General features: G+C 52.1%; 15 protein-coding genes and 1 other annotated feature. Of the genes, 11 read left to right on the top strand and 4 right to left on the bottom strand.

Translation table 11 applies throughout. From position 1 onward, the window contains the following. Positions 1-20 precede the first annotated feature (20 nt). Positions 21-983 (top strand): aldolase catalytic domain-containing protein, encoded by a 963-nt coding sequence (locus tag L1N85_RS14580; RefSeq protein WP_235239722.1) that lies wholly within the window; start codon positions 21-23, stop codon positions 981-983. Between the two features lie 58 nt (positions 984-1041). Here the strand turns inward: L1N85_RS14580 and L1N85_RS14575 are convergent, their stop codons facing one another. Continuing rightward, complete coding sequence (locus L1N85_RS14575) at positions 1042-1353, bottom strand: hypothetical protein (RefSeq protein ID WP_235239721.1); 312 nt, start codon at positions 1351-1353, stop codon at positions 1042-1044. A gap of 151 nt (positions 1354-1504) precedes the next feature. On the opposite strand from L1N85_RS14575, the gene L1N85_RS14570 reads away from it, so the two are divergent. Next, entirely contained in the window at positions 1505-2818 is a 1314-nt protein-coding gene (locus tag L1N85_RS14570; RefSeq protein ID WP_235239720.1) for a vWA domain-containing protein, read from the top strand. A 60-nt stretch (positions 2819-2878) separates the two neighbouring features. On the opposite strand, the gene L1N85_RS14565 is transcribed toward L1N85_RS14570, so the two are convergent. Next, positions 2879-4258, bottom strand: coding sequence for a Glu/Leu/Phe/Val family dehydrogenase (locus L1N85_RS14565; protein WP_235239719.1), 1380 nt, complete (start codon positions 4256-4258; stop codon positions 2879-2881). 166 nt (positions 4259-4424) lie between these two features. Here L1N85_RS14565 and L1N85_RS14560 point away from each other — a divergent pair, with 166 nt between their 5' ends. Next, on the top strand, positions 4425-4691 hold the full coding sequence (locus tag L1N85_RS14560) for a gamma-glutamylcyclotransferase family protein (protein ID WP_328285217.1): 267 nt from the start codon (positions 4425-4427) through the stop codon (positions 4689-4691). Positions 4692-4699: 8 nt separating this feature from the next. Here the strand turns inward: L1N85_RS14560 and L1N85_RS14555 are convergent, their stop codons facing one another. Next, positions 4700-4846 carry a hypothetical protein gene (locus tag L1N85_RS14555; RefSeq protein WP_235239715.1) on the bottom strand — a complete coding sequence of 49 codons (147 nt, stop codon included), beginning with the start codon at positions 4844-4846 and terminating at the stop codon, positions 4700-4702. 171 nt (positions 4847-5017) lie between these two features. Here L1N85_RS14555 and L1N85_RS14550 point away from each other — a divergent pair, with 171 nt between their 5' ends. The 3 genes from L1N85_RS14550 to L1N85_RS14540 are packed head-to-tail and all read left to right on the top strand — an operon-like array spanning position 5018 to position 8013. Continuing rightward, positions 5018-6433 carry a copper resistance D family protein gene (locus tag L1N85_RS14550; protein WP_235239713.1) on the top strand — a complete coding sequence of 472 codons (1416 nt, stop codon included), beginning with the start codon at positions 5018-5020 and terminating at the stop codon, positions 6431-6433. Positions 6434-6458: 25 nt separating this feature from the next. Further along, on the top strand, positions 6459-7310 hold the full coding sequence (locus tag L1N85_RS14545; RefSeq protein WP_235239711.1) for a sensor histidine kinase: 852 nt from the start codon (positions 6459-6461) through the stop codon (positions 7308-7310). 1 nt (position 7311) lies between these two features. Continuing rightward, positions 7312-8013 (top strand): response regulator, encoded by a 702-nt coding sequence (locus tag L1N85_RS14540; RefSeq protein WP_235239709.1) that lies wholly within the window; start codon positions 7312-7314, stop codon positions 8011-8013. Positions 8014-8095: 82 nt separating this feature from the next. On the opposite strand, the gene cls is transcribed toward L1N85_RS14540, so the two are convergent. Further along, on the bottom strand, positions 8096-9511 hold the full coding sequence (gene cls / locus L1N85_RS14535; protein ID WP_235239749.1) for a cardiolipin synthase: 1416 nt from the start codon (positions 9509-9511) through the stop codon (positions 8096-8098). 149 nt (positions 9512-9660) lie between these two features. Here cls and L1N85_RS14530 point away from each other — a divergent pair, with 149 nt between their 5' ends. From L1N85_RS14530 to L1N85_RS14510, 5 genes are all read left to right on the top strand, one after another. After that, entirely contained in the window at positions 9661-13104 is a 3444-nt protein-coding gene (locus L1N85_RS14530; protein WP_235239707.1) for a BadF/BadG/BcrA/BcrD ATPase family protein, read from the top strand. A 46-nt stretch (positions 13105-13150) separates the two neighbouring features. Then, entirely contained in the window at positions 13151-14764 is a 1614-nt protein-coding gene (locus L1N85_RS14525) for a 2-hydroxyglutaryl-CoA dehydratase (RefSeq protein WP_235239705.1), read from the top strand. Between the two features lie 167 nt (positions 14765-14931). Continuing rightward, positions 14932-15232, top strand: a binding site (T-box leader). A gap of 62 nt (positions 15233-15294) precedes the next feature. Beyond that, positions 15295-16329, top strand: coding sequence for a phenylalanine--tRNA ligase subunit alpha (gene pheS, locus L1N85_RS14520; RefSeq protein ID WP_235239703.1), 1035 nt, complete (start codon positions 15295-15297; stop codon positions 16327-16329). Positions 16330-16353: 24 nt separating this feature from the next. Continuing rightward, complete coding sequence (gene pheT, locus L1N85_RS14515) at positions 16354-18795, top strand: phenylalanine--tRNA ligase subunit beta (RefSeq protein ID WP_235239702.1); 2442 nt, start codon at positions 16354-16356, stop codon at positions 18793-18795. A gap of 97 nt (positions 18796-18892) precedes the next feature. Next, the gene (locus L1N85_RS14510; RefSeq protein ID WP_235239701.1) at positions 18893-21385 is read left to right on the top strand and encodes a hypothetical protein; all 2493 of its coding nucleotides are present in this window, start codon (positions 18893-18895) and stop codon (positions 21383-21385) included. The last annotated feature ends 3 nt before the right edge of the window (positions 21386-21388 follow it).

Raw genomic sequence — 21388 nt, 5'->3', positions numbered from 1 at the left:
CATCAAAGGAGTAAAAACGCATGCATTCAAAAACGAGTCATTGCAAAATTGTTGACTGCACGATCCGCGACGGCGGACTCGTGAATAACTGGGATTTCAGCGTCGAGTTCGTTCAACATTTGTATCAATGCTTGAACGAAGCTGGCGTCGATTATATGGAAATCGGCTACAAAAACTCGCCAAAGCTGCTGAAGGGCGCTGAAAACGCGGGCCCTTGGCGTTTTCTGAACGATGATTTCTTGAAAAAAGTGATCCCTTATAAAGGCAATACGAAGCTTTCCGCACTCGTTGACGTCGGCCGCGTAGATGAGAATGATATTTTGCCGCGCAGCGAGAGCTTGCTTGACCTGATCCGCGTTGCGTGCTATGTGCAGGACGTAGACAAAGCGCTTGAGCTTGTGAAAGTATTCCATGATCGCGGATACGAGACGACGCTTAACATTATGGCGCTTTCGAACGTGATGGAGAATCAGCTTGTTGAAGCGTTCCAACTGATCAATGACAGCGTGGTAGACGTCGTATACATCGTTGACTCCTACGGTAGCTTAAAGCCTAGCGATGTGAGCTACCTAGTTGACAAATTCCGCAAGCATCTGCCGAACAAGCGTCTGGGCGTTCACGCGCACAACAACCTGCAGCTTGCATTCGCGAACACGCTGCTTGCGGCAGAGAACGGCGTTGAGCTGCTTGATGCTTCCGTTTACGGCATGGGCCGCGCTGCCGGCAACTGCAACACGGAGCTTCTTGTCGCCGAGCTTCAAAACACGAAGTACAGCATCCGTCCCGTACTCGACATGATCGAGAAGTTCATGATTCCGCTTCGCGAGAAGGAAGAATGGGGCTATATTATTCCTTACATGATTACGGGAATATTGGATGAGCACCCGCGTTCCGCGATGGCGCTTCGCGATTCCGCGGATAAAGACAATGGCGTAGAGTTCTACGACCGTCTGACTACGCCGGAAATTGCTCACAGCAAATAAGGATTGAAAAAGCAGCTCCGACGAGTCTTGTATAAGACTTGCCGGAGCTGCTCTTTTTTTAGGAGAGTTGTTGTTCCAATAGCTCTCCGTCGCCGCGAATCGCCGCTGCTTGATGCGGCTCGTTCGGATGCAGGTAGCCTTTGCCGCGGAAGGCCTGTCCGCTGCCCGCAATTGCAGTAAGCTGTACTCCTATATCCTCGCTTTTCCCGAACCAAGCCAGCAGCTCGCGGTCGCCGACTCCGTTAATATCGACGTACCACAGCCGATCGCCGTATTCCGTTACTCGAATGAGCTCAGCGGACGTGAAGGAAAGCTGCTTCGTTTGCTGCTGATACATAATTTCGATTGCGATAAGGTCAAAGGTTTCCACGATGAAGTCCTCCTGTATATGAAGCTTAATGCAGCCGATTCTTGGACTCGCCGCATGTCTGAATCGTATTGTAATGTTTACGGCCAATATATGCAACATTTGTAAGCCTGCATGCGTCAGAGTAGCAAATACAAACAAAGGGGCTGAAGGGATGAAGGCGGGTCATTCGTTCAAGGGTTCAGGCAAACAAAGAAGAAGCTTTAGCTGGATAACCGCGATTATGCTTACATTGACTTTATCGCTTAGCGCATGCTCTTCCGCGGGGAATAATGCCTCGGATAGCGGAAATCGCGAAACGGCTGGCAATAGGGGCAACGAGACATCGGATGCAGCTAAAGAGGAGATTACCAATAGCTCCGATGATAAGGCAATGTCAAACAGCGAGCCGGTGAAAGAGAAAGAAGGCGGCAAGCGCGGATATCCGAACCCGGAACAAGAAGTTCAGGCGGGACAATTAACAGCAGGTGAATGGGATGACATAGCGGCCTGGGAGCGGTTTGGAAATGTGCTGAACACCGAGGAGGGCGACAGCAGCAAGCGGGCATGGGGCTTTTGGAATTTCCATAGGCTGGAGGTCGTTGTTACGGCAAATGGGAAAGCGGTGTCGGATGCAAAGGTAACCTTGCTCTCAGGGAAGGAAACGGCTTGGAAGGCGCGAACGAATACGGAGGGGAGAGCCTACGTATATGCGGGGTTATTCGAGGACACGGCGAACCAAGGCACTTATAAGGTTCAAGTGCAGTCGGCACAGGAAAGCAAGACGACGCAGCAGCTGGAAATTCCGCAGCAAGGCTCGGTGAAGGTCGATTTAGGCAATGGCGCAGCGCTATCCCAGCAGGTAGACGTTATGTTTGTTGTCGATACGACCGGCTCGATGGAGGATGAGCTTAATTACTTGGAGGCAGAGCTTAAGGATGTCGTGAAGCGCATATCCGACCAGCAGGCTAATCAGCTGGGGATTAGGATCAGTGCGAATTTTTACCGGGATAAGCATGATGATTATATTGTGAAGCCGTATCCGTTTACGACGGATATCAATAAGGTGATTGATCAGTTCAGCATGCAGAAGGCGCAAGGCGGCGGCGATTATCCGGAGGCTGTCGATCAGGCGCTGAGAGATGCGATTCATGAGCACAAATGGAGCGAGGAGGCGCGCGCGCGCCTGTTATTTCTCGTATTAGATGCGCCGCCGCATAACGATCCGCAAATTATTGATGAGATTCAGAAGCTGATTGAGGATGCGGCGGAGCAGGGAATTCGAATCATTCCGATTGCCTCCAGCGGCGTCAGCGTCGATACGGAATATTTGCTGCGGTTCATGGCCGCGGCGACTGGCGGAACCTATTTGTTCCTGACCGATGACAGCGGCATCGGAGGCGATCACCTCAAGCCTGCAGTAGGCGAATATGAGGTGAAGCTGCTAAACGATTTGCTCGTCGAGGTCATTAACCGCTACGTGCAGTAGTAAAACGAACAGGACCACCCTTCAAGGAGCCGCAGCTTCGGGAAGGATGGTACTTTTTATTTAATACAGCTTACCTTGGCGGTAAAGCATAGTAGAGAGCTTCATCACGGCGTGATTGTAGCAGTTTTGGCGAAGCGGGAACGGATCTCCAAAGAAGGCAGGCAAAATACCGTTTAACGTTTTCTGCATTTTATCATACAGCATTTTGAATACTTGCTCTTCGGTGAAAAATTGTGTTTCCCGACCTTGCAGCCATTCGAAATAGGATACGATAACGCCGCCTGCGTTGGCTAATATATCCGGAATAACGATGGTGCCTCTCGAGGTAAGCGCTTCGTCAGCTTCGCCCGTGACGGGTGCGTTGGCGCCTTCCACGATAATGCGTGCCTTCACGTGCCCGACATTATCCTTGCGGATCTGCTCCTCGAGCGCAGCCAGAATGAGCACGTCGACATCCAGGAAGAGCACATCCTCGCGACTAAGTATTTGCGCCTTAAGATCAAGCTCGGCCAGCGCCGTTTCGGAATCAGGCAAATCGCCCTGATGACGGGCGGCATATTCGATCAACAGAGGAATCGACAGGCCGTCGGAATTAAATAAGGTAACATTGCGGTCGCTGACGGCCACCACTTTATTATGCAAATAAGCACATTTATACGCCTCTAAGGCGGCTATCGACCCAACATTGCCGAAGCCCTGCACAGCTATCGACAGCGGCCGGTCCGAGTGTGCAAGCGCGGTTTGCACGAACGGATTCGTGCTGCCGGCTAACCAGCCGATTTGCGCCTTAAGGAAATCGTGGAGCATATAGCGAAACGTGAAATAGACGCCTTTACCCGTTGCTTCTCTGCGGCCCAGGGAGCCTCCGTTAATGACGCTTTTCCCGGTGAAGCTGCCAAGGTAGGGATGTCCGGGATGGATGCTCTTGTATTCGGACATCATCCAGTCCATCTCGCGCTCGCCGGTCCCCATATCCGGGGCTGGAATGTCCTTGTCAGGACCGAGCACATCGCTGAAGTACTGCACATATTTTTTGCAAATGAGATAAAGCTCTCTTGCGGAATAGCTGCGCGGATTAATGACGACTCCGCCTTTGCCGCCGCCGAAGGGCACCTCGTGAAGCGCGTTTTTGAGCGTCATGAGCGCCGCAAGATTCGTTACCTCGTCCTCGCTTACTAATTCATGGAACCGAATGCCGCCCTTATAAGGGCCGAGCGTGTCGTTATGCTGAATGCGATAAGCCGGAATGCGTACGACATTGCCGTTATCGACCGTTATGCGTAAAAAAGCCTTGTGTACTTTATTAGGTGTTGAAAGGATGGCGGCAAGCGACAGAAAGGCCTGCTCGCGGGCTTGGTTTTGCAAATTCGGCAAAAAAGCCGTATCTCCCATTAATGCGTTTAAAGATTGCTGTACGATGGCGCCCGTTTGACCAGCCATAACTAAACGACCTCCTCTTTCGATCAGGAATGAGATTAACTCTGCACCTAACTTTACCATATTGCATCCTGTAAGCCAAAAAAAGCCCTATTCGAAGAAGGGCGCAATGCCTGCTTCGAATAAGGGACGGGCTTTGGTCTTATGATAATTTTAAAAGCATGGAGCTGTGCGGCAGAGGGAACGAAAGCTCGTGCATGGCGATTGCCGGAAGATTATACGTGGACAATGGATAGCAGTCGATAGGGAAGGACTTGCAGTAATGGATAGGCTCGAGGAGTTTTACGGAATCGAGGAGCAGAATGATTACGAACGGATCTGGGTAGGAGATATTGAAAATGGCAGCCCATCCGGCTGGGTCTATGTGTGGGCAACGGATAGAGGCTGTCCGGAAATACCAGGGGATTATTGGCCGGACTACCGGGCTGCCAAATAGGGTAACGTTTATTTTTCTTCTTCCGTCTCCGCTGTATAAGCAATCAGTGCAACGTCCGAGCCGTACTGCTGGGTTAATTGCTGCTCCAGCCTGCGTATAGCATCGAGTCCATCAGGTTGTCCGCCCAGCTCAGCAATACGAAAATCTTTGTCCATAAAAATGGCTCACATCCTTTGTATTTTTTATATTATGTAGAATGGTCCTTAGATCTGGAGTCTATACGTCCCGCTGATATACAATCTTAATAGAAAACTCGCTGTTTTCGAATTGTTCTTTTCCCGTCCGTCTAGTACACTGAAGCTGAACAACATAAAGGACGTGACATCGTGCGTAACATATTCTGCGAAAAAACTCCCAGCCAACCATTTACCGCCAGTTGCTATAAATATGTCGGCTTCGGCTTACTTTTTCTAATCATAACGGCTTCCGTTTACCTATGGTCTGGTCCTGCATCCGCATCAGCGCAGCCGGGCTTCGTTTATGAAGCGACTGCCTTCGATCCTCATGAGCAGGTCGGTCACAACCATTCGCAGGCCGATCATGGTGACGGAGGCATTACGGTGGTGCAGGCTTTTTTTTACGCGGTTAGAGCCGTTTTTTATTTTATGCTGATGATGACTGCCGGCCTCATGCTTTGGTCCGTTGCTATTCCGGAAGGAAATGATGAAGTTCAGCGCAGGCTCGTGAACAAATGGGGATTGCTTGCTATGAGGGGGCTGCTGCTTGTCGTCCTTCTTTACGTTTTTGTTCACATGAGCAGTTTATTGAAGGGCTACAACGGCAGCAGTCAGACGGAATGGCTCCGCTTGTTAACGGGGACCGCGACCGGCCGCTCATGGCTCGGTCTCGGCCTGTTCTCGTTGCTTGGCTTTGCCGTGCTGCGGCTTTCTGATCCATTCAAAGCCGTATGGGCGCTATTGCTTCTATCGGCGGAAAGCTTTAATGGACATGTCAATGCCTTGCCCTCCAATACGCTGGCTATCGTACTCGATTATATTCATCTCGTATGCGCGGCCCTGTGGACCGGCGGGGTATTTCTGCTGCTGCTCTTCTGGCATGCGGAACGCAAGGAGGCGGGGCGGTTCGCCGAACGGTTTACCAGAATGGCGTGGCTGACGATCATCATGTTAACGGTGAGCGGGGTCTTGATGACCGTAATTTTGCTTCCTTCCTGGCGATATTTGCTCTATACGGGCTGGGGCTTGCTGCTGCTGACGAAAGCTGCACTGCTCGTACTCATTATGGGAACAGGCTTCTTCCTGCATCGGAGAGCTTCTCGATCCGAGCTCCCAAGCGGAAAGCTTCTGAAGCTGGATGGTCTCTTAATGAGCGTCACTCTAATCTTAGTAGGCGTGCTTACCTATGTGAGCCCGATCCCCAAAACGGAGCCGTTGTCCTATCATAAAATGGGCGATAAGCTTCATTATACGTTAGAAATAAAACCAAACGGACCTGGCCCTAACCGGGTGAATCTGAAGGTATGGCTGCCTGAGCAGCTTGGGTCGCCGGCTTCCGTTCAATTGCAGCTTCGATCGGCTGATGCTTCGAGCCGCAATGTCATTGAGGTTCCTTTGCACAGCGATTACGCAGACGAGGATGTCGTGTTCCCAGGCTTCAAAGAGACGGATTATTACGCGGAAAAGGTTGATCTGCCTAAGCGAGGGGAGTGGGTTGCTGAGCTGGTAATAATCGACAAAGCTGACGGGGAAGTGCTGCAGACGATTCCATTCCGCAACGATTAAACGTGAGGAGAGAGCTGAAGCTGGTATGTCTTACAAATGGTTAAAATGGCTCATTTTATGGATTCCGACGATTACGATCGGATTATGGGAATATTTGCGGCATACGCTGCTGCTTCCGTTCATCTCCATGGATCTTGGCAACTTGCTTGCTCCCGTCTTCGTTTTTCTTATTACGCTGACACTGCTGCGGGCACTGTTCGCCAAGCTGGAGCACATGCAGGAATTGCTGCAGCGCGAGAAAATCGTGAAGGCGGCCTTCGAAGAGCGTGAGCAATTGGCGCGGGAGCTGCATGATGGAATATCGCAATCGCTGTTCATGTTATCGGTTAAGCTGGACAAGCTGGAGCGCGCCCAAACGGACACGGACATGCGGCAAACGACGGATCAAATCAGGCAGACGATACGCCGCGTTTATGACGATGTAAGGCAATCGATCGCTAATTTGAATGATGCGCCGCTGCCTGCGGAAATGTCCTGGATGCAGGGCATACATCATTTAACAGCTGAAATGGAGCAAACCTCCGGCATTCGAACGAAGGTGGAATGGCGGGTGCGGGAGGGGACGCTGACGCATAAACAGAAGGTGGAGCTGCTTGCCATTATTCGTGAAGCGCTTATGAACGTGCAGAAGCACGCGCAGGCGAAGCATGTTGTTATTCGCGGCGAGAACGAAAGCCGTCATGGCGAGCATCGTAATGCCTTCCGCTGCTCCATTCAAGATGACGGGGTTGGAGCGGAAGAGCAGAAGCTGCACGAGAAAGGGAAGTACGGCGTTAAAATGATGCGGGATCGGGCGAGCGCCTTGGGCTGGACGTTCATGGTGCAACGGGCGCAGCCGCATGGAACGGTCGTTGAAATTAGAGGGAGGCGAGATTAGGATGACGGAACGTACTTCATATGTACGCGTATTTTTGGTCGACGACCATCCGCATGGCCGCGAAGGGATGCGCGATATCGTCATGAGCGACGGCTCCTTTGCAGTTGTAGGGGAGGCGGCGAGCGGCGAGGAAGCAATAGCGTCCATACCGGCTGCGCAGCCGGATTTGGTGCTGATGGATATCAATATGCCCGGCATGGGAGGTCTTGAAGCCACGCAGCGGCTGAAGCTGCTTCTGCCTTCTTTGAAGATCGTTATGGTAACCGTATCGGATGATATCACGCATTTATTCGAGGCGATTAAGCGGGGAGCGCAGGGTTATTTGCTCAAAAATGTCGCACCATCCGCGTGGATGGAATATTTGCGCGCCGTATCGCTGGATGAAGCGCCGATGCCGAAGGAGCTTGCCTTTCGTTTGCTGCAGGAATTCACGTCAAGCAATCCGCAGCCTTCGAAGCGGCAAGCAGGCACAGGGCAGTCGCTGGACAAGCATGCGGCAGTCATAACGACCCCGTTGACGGAAAGAGAAAAGGAAGTGCTGGAACGCGTCGCAACGGGTGCCTCTAACCGCGATATTGCCGGTGTGCTGGGCCTTTCCGAGCATACGGTCAAAAACCATCTCAAAAATATATTGCAAAAGCTGCATCTCGACAATCGGGTACAGCTGACACGTTACGCGCTGGAGCAAGGGCTGGTCGTGTAGGAGGAGCGTTTGACATGATTGTTGAACTCCTCTCACACTCCATTATTTTTATGTTTCTAAATATAAGCACACCTAGCCCGGTCTAAAACAAAGGCGAGAGCAACCGGGCGAAAACTTCTTTCATCTTCTGAATTCCAGGCCGCTTTTCGAATTCTGGCAGCAAAATCTCCTGGCTTAGGCTAAGATCCCTGAAAAAATCTTGTACCAAGCGGTCAATTACCTTTCCGTCAAAAAAGACCGCATTGAGTTCGAATTGGCCGCAAAAGCTGCGTATATCCATATTTGCGCTGCCAGAGCAAGCCAAGTTATCGGAAATAATCACTTTGGAATGGAGGAACCCTTTCTGATAGCAATAAAATCGGGCTCCCGCCTGCAGCAATTCCTGGACATAGGACAAAGATGCATAGTATACAATTTTTTTGTCAGGAACGTCTGGTATAATAATGCGAACATCGATTCCGCTGATGACGGCCGTTTTTAGAGCCAATAAGATGCCGGGATCGGGAACGAAATAAGGCGTCTCAATATAAAGCCGCTTCTTCGCTGAAACGATGAGGGAGAAAATAAGCTCCAGGATCGTCTCGTCCGGACCGCTTTTCACGATTTGCACAAATTCTCTCCCTTGACTTTCCTGAACAGGATAATAGACAGAATCGGTTATTATTTGTTCTTTGACCAAATACCAATCTGTCAAAAAGGTATATTGGATCCACAGTACCGCATCGCCTTTCATACTGAAATGAGTATCCCGCCAATAACCGAATGCCGGATCTTTCCCCAAGTATTCATCCCCAATATTCAATCCGCCCAAAAAACCGATTTTGCCGTCCACAACTACAATTTTGCGGTGATTGCGGTAATTGAGCCGCTTATCGAAGAATGCGGCTACCGGGGGAAAAAAGCACCCCGTTTCCACGCCGGCATCCTGCAGCCTTTTCAAAAAGGCCTTTCCCAATCGACGGCTGCCGAATCCGTCATATAAAAGCCGCACTTGGACCCCTTCCTGCGCTTTCCGGATCAACAACCGCTCAAATCGGGTACCGAGATTGTCGTCGCGGATAATGTAGAACTCAATATGGATATGGTGCCTGGCCCCTGCTATCGATTCGAGCATCGCTTCAAACGCTTGTTCTCCTTCGGCATATATCGTCGTTTCATTGCAAGCGGTAATGGGGATGGACGGCATGTTTTTGAGTAATGCATGCAAGTTGTCCTCTTGGCAAACGGTTTCCTCAACCATATCAATCGCTATTCGCTGCTTGCATCGATGAATGAGGTCTGACTTGAATGATTCCCAGTGCCTGTTTTTTTTCCGCCGAAGGGTACGGTGGCAAAAATATTCTTTCGCTACAAAATAATACAGCAGAAAACCAAATATCGGAAAGAGGAACAAGATGATCAGCCAAGCAATCGCTTTGTTCGAACGGCGATATTCGAGGATGATGATGGATGCGATTTGGATGATAAACAACAAGAGAGCCGCAATGATCCAAAGCAATTGCAATCTCGCCTCCTTAAAAACGCATATTTAAGCATAAGCTTAAGTTTCGAATAACCTTGAAAGGGAATTCCGTTAATTGTTCTTTGTATAGAATGCCTAATTTATACACAAAATACTAACTATGATTTTAGAAAAGGAGCATTGGGATGGAAAATAATTCAAAGCTTTCAGACAGTATAATCATCGGAGTTGACGTCGGTTCGACTACTGTCAAAGCAACCGTAGTCAACCCGGCAAGCAAAGAAATCGTATGGTCGGATTATCAGCGCCACCATACGAAGCAGGCGGAGAAGGTATTGGAATTACTGGTTACGATCGGAAATGAATTTCAAGACGTCAAGCAGGAGAACATTCGTGTGTTTATAACGGGCTCCGGAGCAGGACCGATTGCCGAGCATATCGGAGCAAAGTTTGTTCAGGAAGTGAACGCCGTTTCGATGGCCGTCGAACATCTTCATCCCGATGTGGGCAGTGTCATTGAACTTGGAGGACAGGATGCTAAAATCATCATTTTTAAAGTGAACGAGGAAACCGGCAATAAACAAGCGCTGACGTCCATGAACGACAAGTGCGCATCCGGTACCGGCGCCACGATCGACAAGTGCATGATTAAAGTGGGAATGCCTATGGAAGAAGTGGGGAACCTGCACTTTGACGATTCGAAACTGCACCATGTGGCTGCCAAGTGCGGGGTATTTGCCGAAACGGATATTGTCAATCTGGTGAAGAGCGGTATTCCTTCAGCCGAAATTATGTGTTCTTTGGCTGATGCTATCGTCATGCAGAATCTTTCCGTTCTGACCCGGGGCAATACGCTGCGGCACCGTGTTTTGCTGCTGGGAGGACCTAATACATACCTGCCGTTTCTGCAGGAATGCTGGCGGATGCGCATACCGCAAACTTGGAAGGACCGGGGATATGATTATCCCAAAGACATCCCGCTTGAGGAATTGATTTTCGTACCCGACAATTCCCAGTACTACGCTGCCTTTGGAGCCGTCATGTACGGCATGCATGAACCGGCCGGCGTAGGCAATTACACAGGATTGGAAAAATTGAAACAATTTATCGCGCACGGCCGGAAAGCGAAGTTGGGTGAAAACGCGGGCCCGCCGTTGGCAAGCGGCGTAACGGAGCTGGAACAATTCCGCAAGACGTACAAGATTCCCCGCTTTACGCCGGCAACCTTCGCACCCGGGCAGAAGGTAAGGGCGGCGATCGGTCTGGACGGCGGTTCCACTTCGTCCAAAGCCGTTCTCGTCGATGAAAGCGGAGAGATTCTGCTTAAGGAATATCAGCTTTCCAAAGGCAACCCCCTCGAAGATACGAGAGAAATGCTGAAACGGATCCGCGATAGGGTAACGGGGCAGGGAGCCGAATTGGAAATCATCGGCTTCGGCGCCACCGGATATGCGGCGGATGTATTGGAGAAAACGTTAAAGGCGGACGTCAACATTGTCGAGACCGTTGCGCATATGATGAGCGCCGTTAACGAATTCGGCGATATTGATGTCATTTGCGATATCGGCGGTCAGGACATTAAAGTGTTGTTTCTGAAAAATGGGGATTTTCGGGATTTTAGGCTGTCCAATCAATGTTCCGCCGGGAATGGGATGCTGCTGCAGGCGATGGCGGATCAGTTTGGCATACCGGTACAGGATTACGCGGATACAGCGTTCGCGGCAGACCTTTCACCAAAATTTTCATACGGATGTGCCGTATTTCTCGATGCGGACCGGGTTAATTTTCAGAAAGAGGGGTATTCCAAAGAGGAATTGCTGGCCGGACTCGCGCTTGTCCTCCCGAAGAACATATGGCAGTATGTCGTGCAGATCCCGCGCATGGCGGAACTAGGCCGTAAATTTGTCCTGCAGGGAGGGACGCAATACAACTTGGCAGCCGTAAAAGCGCAGGTGGATTACATTAAACAGCGGGTTCCCGATGCTGAAGTATACGTTCATCCTCACCCGGGGGAAGCGGGTGCGATCGGGGCGGCGAGGGAAACGCTGCGTGTGGTGAAACGGCGCGGATATTCCACGTTTTTGGGCTTGGAAGCGGCGATAATGCTAAGCTATGTATCGCGCAACGACGAATCCACCCGCTGTACGTTCTGTCCCAACAACTGCAGCCGGACTTTTATCGACTCTCAGACGCCGGACGGACAAACCGCCCGTTACATCTCGGGTTTCAGCTGCGAGAAGGGAACCGTGGAAGATCAGGAAGCTGTCACCACATTAACCAAGAAGCGGCAGGAGCTGAAAAAACATTATCCGAATCTGGTGGAATACGAAGCGCGCCGCATGTTCCAGCATTTTTACGATCCGGAGCCGCTGCCCGAATCAGGCGAACAGGCAAATGACCACCTGCCGCAGCGCAGCTGGTTTGGACTGCGCAAAACATCGCACCGGCCGGATTTTGAACGTTCCTCCGCCGAGGCGGCGGAGCGTCGGAACCGTCTGCGCATCGGCATTCCGAAAGTCCTTAACATATGGTCGACTGCGCCTTTTTGGCGGACCTACTTCGAGACGCTTGGCATCGAGCAGCGGAACATCGTGTTCAGCGACAATACGAGTGAGGAAATGTGGCAGGAAGGCGGTAAATACGGATCGATCGATCCTTGCTATCCGTCGAAAGTCGCGCAGGCGCATGTTCACAATTTGTTGTTTAAACATCATGAGAAAAAACCTATCGACTATATTTTCTTTCCGTGTATCACCCACATTCCGACCCATGTGCAGAATGTGATGGATTCGACGAGCTGTCCGATTGTGGCCGGCGCCCCGAATGTAATCAAGGCTGCTTTTACCAAAGAAGTAAACTTCTTTGAAACCAGAGGGGTAGTCTATCTCGATCCGGCGATGACCTTCACGGAACCGAATCTTTTGAAGAGACAGCTATTTGAGGCATTCGGCGACTATCTGTTGATGACGGAGGATGAGAGCGATTTTGCCGCCGATCAAAGCTGGAAGGCGATGGAATTGTTCGATGCCGAAATGCAGGAGAAGGGACGTTTGATTCTGGAACAGATGGAAGAAGAGAACCGTATAGCCATTCTGTTGACCGGCCGCCCTTATCACTCCGATCCGGGCATGAATCACAACGTTTTGGATGAATTTCAGGTGCTTGGCTATCCAATTTTATCCATGCGCTCCATCCCCAAAGATGAAGCATGGCTTCGCCGGTTTTTCAGTGACGACCTGCAAAGCGGACGGGTGGAATATGCGCTCGAAGTGACCGACGTGTGGCCCGAGAACTTCAGTTCCAACAGCGTGCAAAAAGTATGGGCTTCCAAATTTGCCGCGCGCCATCCTCATGTTGCAGTGCTGGACCTATCCAGTTTCAAATGCGGGCATGACGCTCCGACCTACGGTTTAATCGACTCGATCATCTCTGCGTCGGGAACTCCGTTCTCGGCATTACATGACATCGATGCGAACAAACCAAGCGGTTCAATTAAAATACGCGTGAAGACATATGCCCACAGCCTGGGGCTGCATGAAGAACGGCTGCAGGATTTGGCCGCGAGAAAAGCGGAGTTGCAGCTTCGTTTAGAGCAAAAACGTTCCGAACTTTTGAAAAAAACCATTTAAAAGTTCGTACCTCTAAAACATTATAAAACAAGGAGTGAAATCAGTTATGGTGGCAATGGAGAAAAATGTGCTTGAGGACGAGCTCCGCAAGTTTCAGGAGGAACAGGAAAAGGAACTCGGTTTGATTCAGGCAGGCAAGCACCAGTGGTTCGATCCTGTTCCCCGCCGGTTTCTAACCAAAGACAAAGCGTCTACAACCATTTTGTTCGGCGGGCTGACGATGGCTCATGACTACTTGGTGGAGGGCGCTTTGTCCGGGCTCGGCTACCGGGTTCGGCACATGGATTGTCCGGACAGCGATTCGCTGCGTTATGGCAAGGAATTCGGCAACCGCGGACAGTGCAATCCGACATATTTCACGGTCGGAAATTTAATCAAATACTTGCACCATCTCCGCGACGTGGAAGGGAAGTCTAAGGAAGAGATTGTCAGCAATTACCTGTTCGTGACGAGCGGCTCCTGCGGTCCCTGCCGTTTCGGCACTTACGTCACGGAATACCGGAAAGCGCTGCGCGATGCGGGCTTTGACGGTTTTCGAGTGCTTTTGTTCCAACAGACAGACGGTTTGAAGCAGGCGACCGGCGGAGAATCGGCGCTTAAATTGGACACTTCGTTTTTTATCAGCTTCCTGAAGGCCGTCCTGCTCGGGGACATCTTGAATGCGATCGGTTATCGCATTCGTCCGTATGAAGTGGAGGAAGGTACAACCGACGCCGTTCTTGCGCGCTGCAAGCAGCTTATGCATGACGCTTTAAGCCGGCGCAAATCGCTCATTCCGACGCTTATCCGGTGCCGCAAAGAGCTGCAGGCCGTTAAAGTGGACCGGACGCGTGTGAAGCCGAAAGTCAGCATCATCGGGGAATTTTGGGCCATGACGACGGAAGGTGACGGCAATTATCATTTGCAAAAGTTTCTCGAAACCGAAGGGGCCGAGGTTGAAGTTCAATCGGTTACCGCTTGGATCCTGTTCCTCATTTGGTCGGGGCTCTACGATACCCGGAAGCGGATAGGCTTGCGGAAAGCGGATGCTGGAGGTAAAGGTTTGAAAGGTAAGAATCCCGTTAAAACGTTACGTATGCTGGCGCTTGCCGACCGGGGCATTCGGTTGATATTCCATACGTATGCCCGAATGATCGGTTTGCGCGGCTATCATTTGCCCGATATGGAGGAAATCGCCCGGGTTGCGAATGACCACTACAACAACCAGCTGCGCGGCGGAGAAGGGCATATGGAAGTGGGCAAGCTGATTCTGAACGTGGTCAAACGGAAAGTCAACATGACCATCTCCGTCAAACCTTTCGGATGCATGCCGTCTTCCGGCGTATCGGACGGGGTTCAATCCTTGATTACCGAGAGATACCCCGACGCTATCTTTCTCCCGATCGAAACGACGGGTGACGGGGCGATCAATGTATACAGCAGGGTACAAATGATGCTGTTCAAGGCAAAACAGGCGGCACAGAAAGAGTTCGACGAAGCGCTTGCGAGAAAAGGCTTTGCTGCGGAGTCGTTACCCAGCAGATCAACAGTGAACAATCCACTGCGCGCAAGCCGTCACGTCGTAGCTAGTACAGCCGCAAATGCCGTATACGAAATGCCGGGAGGTTTTTTCAACCGGCTTTCCTTCCGAACCAAGAAGAAGGGAATGGAAAACGCATAGCAAAATTGATATTCTAAAGGTCGGGCCAACCAGAGTATACTGGTTGGCCTATTGTGCGCTTTGAAATTGGCGAACGGATAAGTTGGCAAGGCATGTGATTGCACTATCTTAATTGTTGCAACGCTTCAACAGATTGCATATAATAAAGATTAATGTTTCATATTTGCAATAAAGCGATGATGGAGAAAAGTAAGCAGTGCTTTCGCACAGGGAGAAGACGCCGCAGATTGAGAGCGTCTTTCGCGAAATTAGGCTGTCGAAGTTCACTCCTGAGCAGACTCCTGAAACGCCGCAGCGGCTTGCCGCGGGGTGCATGTAGGGATTGTCCGGTTCCCGCCGTTATGGGGCTAAGGAATTACGATTCCCCGACTTAATGCAAGCGGCGGCCGATTATACAGGTTAGCAGTCCGTAAGCAGAGCGGAGCGTAATTCGAATTAGGGTGGTACCACGGTTCTTTCGTCCCTTTAGGGAGAGAGGGCCTTTTTTTTTGTGACATGATGTAAGGATGATGATATGGAGGCGAAGAGGAATGAAGGAAAGATTGGAAGGACTGCGCGGAGAAGCGCTGCAGGAGCTGCAGCTGGTAGACACCCCGCAGCAGCTGAATGATTTGCGCGTGAAGTATTTAGGGAAAAAAGGCGCGTTAACGGAAATTTTGCGTGGAATGGGTGGTCTCAGCGCCGAAGAACGTCCCATAATCGGGCAGGTGGCGAATGATGTTCGCGCTGCGATCGAATCCGTTATCGATAAGAAGCAGGAGGCATTCCGGCAGGCGGAAACGAATAACCGGCTTCTGGCCGAAACGCTTGACGTTTCGCTGCCGGGCAAGCAGCTGCCGAGCGGAGCGGTACATCCGCTTCATAAAGTAGCGCAGGAAATCGAGGATATCTTTATCGGACTTGGCTATACAATCGCTGAAGGACCGGAGGTCGAGGAGGATTACTACAACTTCGAGGCGCTTAATTTGCCGAAAAACCACCCGGCGCGCGATATGCAGGATTCGTTCTACGTGACGGATGAGATTTTAATGCGTACCCATACTTCGCCGGTGCAGGTTCGCACGATGAAAGCGATGAACGGACAAACGCCGGTAAAAGTTATTTGCCCGGGCAAGGTCTATCGCCGCGATGATGACGATGCAACGCATTCGTTCCAGTTCAATCAAATCGAAGGCCTCGTCATCGGCAAAAACATTCGGATGAGCGACCTTAAAGGTACGCTGCTGCAATTCGTGCAGCAAATGTTCGGCGCGCAGGCGCAAATCCGTCTCCGTCCAAGCTTCTTCCCGTTCACGGAGCCAAGCGCCGAGGTTGACGTAACCTGCGTGCAATGCGGCGGCAACGGCTGCCGGATGTGCAAGCATACGGGCTGGCTCGAAATTCTCGGCTGCGGGATGGTGCATCCGCGCGTGCTCGAGATGGGCGGATATGATCCGGAGGAAGTAAGCGGATTTGCCTTCGGAATGGGCGTGGAGCGCATCGCGCTATTGAAATACGGCATTGACGACATTCGTCATTTCTATACGAACGATCTGCGGTTCTTGAACCAATTTGCAAGAATGTAGCGATGAGAGAGGGGAAGAAGCGAAATGAACGTATCCTATAAATGGTTAAGTGAATATATCGACCTGTCCGGTTATACGGGGCAAGAGCTTGCGGAGAAAATGACGCGCGGCGGCATTGAAATTGACGTGGTGGAATCTCTCAACAAGGGCGTAACCGGCGTTGTAGTCGGTTATGTGAAATCGAAGGAGAAGCATCCGGATGCGGATAAGCTGAACGTTTGCAAGGTTGACGTTGGTACGGATGAAGAGCTTCAAATCGTCTGCGGCGCCAAAAATGTAGATGCAGGCCAACTCGTGCCCGTTGCCGTGATCGGAGCGGTGCTGCCTGGCGATTTCAAGATTAAGCGCGCGAAGCTGCGCGGCGTAGAGTCGCAGGGAATGATCTGCTCGGCGAAGGAGCTTGGCCTAAACGACAAGCTGCTGCCGAAGGAGCAGCAGGAGGGTATTCTTGTCCTGCCGGCCGCAACGAAGATCGGTGCGCCGATCGGCGAGGTGCTAGGCATCGACGATGAGGTGCTTGAGCTTGATCTGACGCCGAACCGTTCGGACTGCCTAAGCATGCTGGGCGTGGCCTATGAGATCGCCGCATTGACGGGCCGCGAGGTTAAGCTGCCGAAACATGCGGTTAATCATTCTTCCGAACGCACAGACAGCCTGGTGAAGGTGAGTATCAGCGCAGCAGAGCAATGCTCGCATTACTCTGCTCGTTATATTAAAGGGGTCAAGGTCGGTACATCTCCTTTGTGGCTGCAAAATCGATTGATCGCTGCCGGCATTCGTCCAATCAATAATGTCGTTGACGTAACGAACTTCGTTATGCTGGAATATGGCCAGCCGCTGCATGCATTCGATGCGGATCGCGTGAATAGCGGACGCATTGACGTTCGCCTGGCGAAAGCGGGCGAGACGCTTGTCACTCTGGATGATCAGGAGCGTAAGCTGGAGCCGCATATGCTCGTCATTACCGACGGCAATGAGCCGATTGCGCTGGCGGGCGTCATGGGCGGGGCGAGCACGGAGGTAACGGGCGAGACCGTTAACATTTTGCTGGAATCGGCAAAATTCGATGGCGGTACGGTTCGTAAAACATCGCGTCAGCTAGGCCTTCGTTCGGAATCGAGCATCCGCTTCGAGAAGGAGGTTGATCCGGCTGGAGTCATTCCGGCACTGGACCGTGCGGCATCACTTATCGCGGAGCTTGCGGAAGGACTCGTTACGGAAGGCATCGCAGAAGTGAAGGTCGGAAGCGCACAGCCTGTAAATGTGGATGTTTCACTCGATAAAATTAACGGCTACCTGGGAACGGAGCTTTCGAGGCTCGAGGTACAAACGATTTTCGGCCGCTTGAGCTTTGAATATGACCTGTCTGACAGCAATGTTTTTACCGTCCATGTACCGTCGCGCCGCGGCGATATTACACGTTCGGTCGATCTGATTGAGGAGGTAGCCCGCTTGCACGGCTACGATAACATTCCAACGACGCTTATCCATGGGGATGTGGTGCCGGGATCGTTGACGAAGCCGCAGGCGATTCGCCGCGAGCTTCGCAAGCGTCTGACGGATGCGGGCCTTCATGAGGTCGTCAACTATTCCTTCACCGGACCTGGACGGACGAAGCTGTTCCCGGCTCTGGCGCAGGATACGAATGCGGTTCGCTTAGCGATGCCGATGAGCGAGGATCGCAGCGCGCTTCGCACGACGCTCATCGCGCAGCTGCTCGAAACGGCGGCTTATAACCGCAATCGTAAAAATGAATCGGCCGCGCTTTTTGAAATCGGAAGCGTGTTCCATACGGACGAGGAGCAGCTGACGCGCTTGCCCCGGGAGAAGCATCGCTTTGCCGCTCTGCTCACAGGCAACCGTTCGGAAGCACAGTGGAACGTCAAGGCGGTACCGGTTGATTTTTACGATGCGAAGGGTATTTTGGAGACGGTGTTTGCGGTGCTTGGCTTGACGGCAAGCGTATCGTACGAGGCGGCTCAGCCGGAGCACTTCCATCCGGGAAGAACGGCCGCGGTACTCATAGACACGCCGAATGGTTCGGAAATTATCGGTTATGTGGGTCAACTTCACCCGGCGCTTCAATTGGAAGCGGATCTTGCCGATACGTACGTGCTTGAGATCGGCTTGGATCTGCTATATGAATTGGCTTCCTCGGATATCGAATACAAGGTGCTCCCTCGTTATCCGGCTATGCAGCGCGATATCGCGGTAGTCGTTGATCAGGATGTAGCGGCTGCCAAGCTGACCGGTACGGCATGGAGCATTGCGGGCGAGTTGCTCGAGTCCGTCCGCGTCTTTGACGTGTATACCGGCGAGAAGCTGGGCGCAGGCAAGAAGAGCGTCGCAATCTCCCTCGTATACCGTCACGGCGAGCGTACTTTGACGGATGAAGAGGTTACGGAGCTGCACGGAAAGGTTGTTTTACAATTCGAACAATCTTTTGCAGCGGAATTGCGCAAGTAGGCAGGAAACCCTTAAAGCCGCATCGAAATAGTTCCTAGTGAGCTGAGATGCGGCTTTTTTGCAGCGCTCTACTTGGACAAGGGGAGGATTTTCCTTAATGGATGCTGAACAATTGGTCGTAACGGTTGATATATATGGAGTGCAGTATAAGCTAAAAGGCCACAACAATGTGGAATATATGAAAAAGGTTGCAAGCGCGATCGATGAAAGCATGAAGAAGCTGGCAAAAGGCTACCCACGCCTCGATATGCCGAAGCTGGCTGTGCTCTCCGCCGTGCAGATTACGGAGGAAGTATTCCGGTTGCGCCGGGACAATACGCGGCTTCAAGAAGAGGAGGCCAAGCTGCATGTAATTGAGAAGCAGCTTGAGCAGGCAAGCCGGCAGACGGCCGCGCTTCAGTATGAATTAGCGGAATTGAAGCGCCATGCAGAGACGGAATTGCAAGCGGCCAAAGCTGCTGCCGAAGCAGAGCTGGCCGATATGCTGGCCCTTGCGGAGGAGCAGGCGGCAGCTCAGCAGACTGCGGCTGCCGAGGCGATCAAGGTACAGGAAGAGACGATTTTGCGTTTAACGCAAGAAAATGTAGAGCGGCTAGCCGCGCTTAGAAATAAGAAGGATGAGCAGCTTGCGCAGCTCGACAAGGAAAAAGAAGAGCAGCTTTCAACGCTGCAGCGCGAGAAGGAAGCGGAATTGGCGGAGCTGCTGCAAGCTTTGGATACGCAGCGCGCCGAGCTTATGCGCGAGAAGGACGAGCAGCTGACAGCACTGTTGCAAGAGCAGGAAGAACGGCTGGCGGGATTGGCGGCTGAGCGTGCAGCAGCGCTGGAAGCGGTTCAATCGGAGAAAGAGACGCAGCTCTCCGAGCTGGCTGCCGGCTGGCAGAGCAAATGGGAGGCGCGCGAGCAAAGCTGGGAGGCGGCAGCCGAGGCTGTTCGTTTGGAACAAGATCGCTTAAACGAGGAGCGGGAGCAAGCTTGGAAGGCCGAAGCGGCCGAGACTGAGCAATCGTTCCGCGCTGACCTGGAGCGTCGAAGAAACGGCTGGCTGGAGGAGAGAAGCAGGCTGCAGGCGCAGATTGCCGAGCTTCAGCAAAATTGGGCCGCGGATAAATTGACTTTGGAGCTTCGTATTGCTTCAATGGATGAGCAGCTTTTATTAGCTATGGAGCAGGAGGAGAACTTCCGTACCTCATACGCGCAGCTTGAGCAGCAAAGCCTGGAGCTTGAAGGGCAATTAGAGGTTCTTAACGGCCAATTGGCTGCCGCGAATGATCACCTTACCGAGCTGCAAGGATATAACGGTCAAGCCGAGCTGCACATTCAAGAGCTCGAACAGAAGCTTGCACATGAGCGTAGTCACGTATCAGCCGCGGATAAGCGCTCAACTGAATTGCAGCTTCGTTTGAAAGAGGCGCAAGAGAAGGATATGCAGCAGGCAGGCAAGCTGCTTCAGTACGAAGAGCTGCAAAAGCAGCAAGAGGAGCAGCTTCTGCAGCTGCAGCTGGAGCAGGAGGAATGGGGGTTTATACGCGAGAAGGAGCAGGAGCAATTCCAAAGCCTGCTGCGCGAAGAGCTGGAGAAGCAGCGCGAGTCGATGGAAGAGGCGTATGAACGGCAGCAACAGTTGCATGAGCAGGAGAAAGCTGAGCTTAGTCGTTCTTTGCGCGCGGAGCAGGAGGAGCGGCTGCGGCTCGTAGAAGCGGAAAATGACGAGTTATTCAAGCAATTGGCAGCGGAAAGCAAGGAACGCTGCGAGCAAATACTGGCGGAGCAGCATAAGCAACAATCGGCTCAGTATGAAGAACAGCAAAAGGAAACAGAGCTATATATGTTACAAGCGGCCGAGTACGAGGAGCAGCTTAAGCAGCTTGCGGCGAATCAGGAGGAGCAGCTGCTGCAGCAGCGTCATGATTATGAAACTGCAATACATAAGCTGAAGGCCCAGTTGGAGCAGATCGAGATGATAGCGGCCTCAGCGGCTCAAAGCGAGCAAAGCTATAAGGCGGAGCTGGAGAAACAGGAGGCTAGGGAACTAGAGCTGGTGGAGCAGCTGGAAGTTACGGCAGCCCGCGAACGAATCGCGTCGCAGCAGCTCGAAGCGCTGGCGGCGCGCGAACGAATGGCAGCGCAGCAGCTTGAAGCGGCAGCGGCCCGTGAAAGCGAATTGAGCGAGCGGCTGCAAATGCAGCAGCAGCATATAGAACAAACCGCCGCCGAGGCGAAGCGGCTTGAGCTTGAGAAGCAGACGAAGGAAGCAGACGAGGAAGCGCTCCGGGATCAACTCGAGCGTGCCCTGCGTGAGGCTGCGGCAGCCTCGGAGCTGAAGGAGGAGCTGAGTGAGCATACTTCACAGCTCGCCCATGAGCGTGATGAGGCGGCCCGGATAGCCGAGAAGTTGGCATTTGAGCGTGACGAGGCAGCTCGCGCAGCCGAATCGTTAGTCTATGAGCGTGATGAATCTGCACGTTCCGCAGAGAAGCTCGCTGAGGATCATAAGCAGCTGCTTGAACAGCATCACAAGCTGAAAAATGAGTATTCGAAGCTCCAAACCGAATACAATGAATGGATCGAGCTGATTGAGCAAAGCTAATGA

The organism is Paenibacillus alkaliterrae (assembly GCF_021532375.1).
GTDB classification, from domain to species: domain Bacteria; phylum Bacillota; class Bacilli; order Paenibacillales; family Paenibacillaceae; genus Pristimantibacillus; species Pristimantibacillus alkaliterrae.
This window is presented reverse-complemented; position numbering and strand designations above follow the sequence as displayed.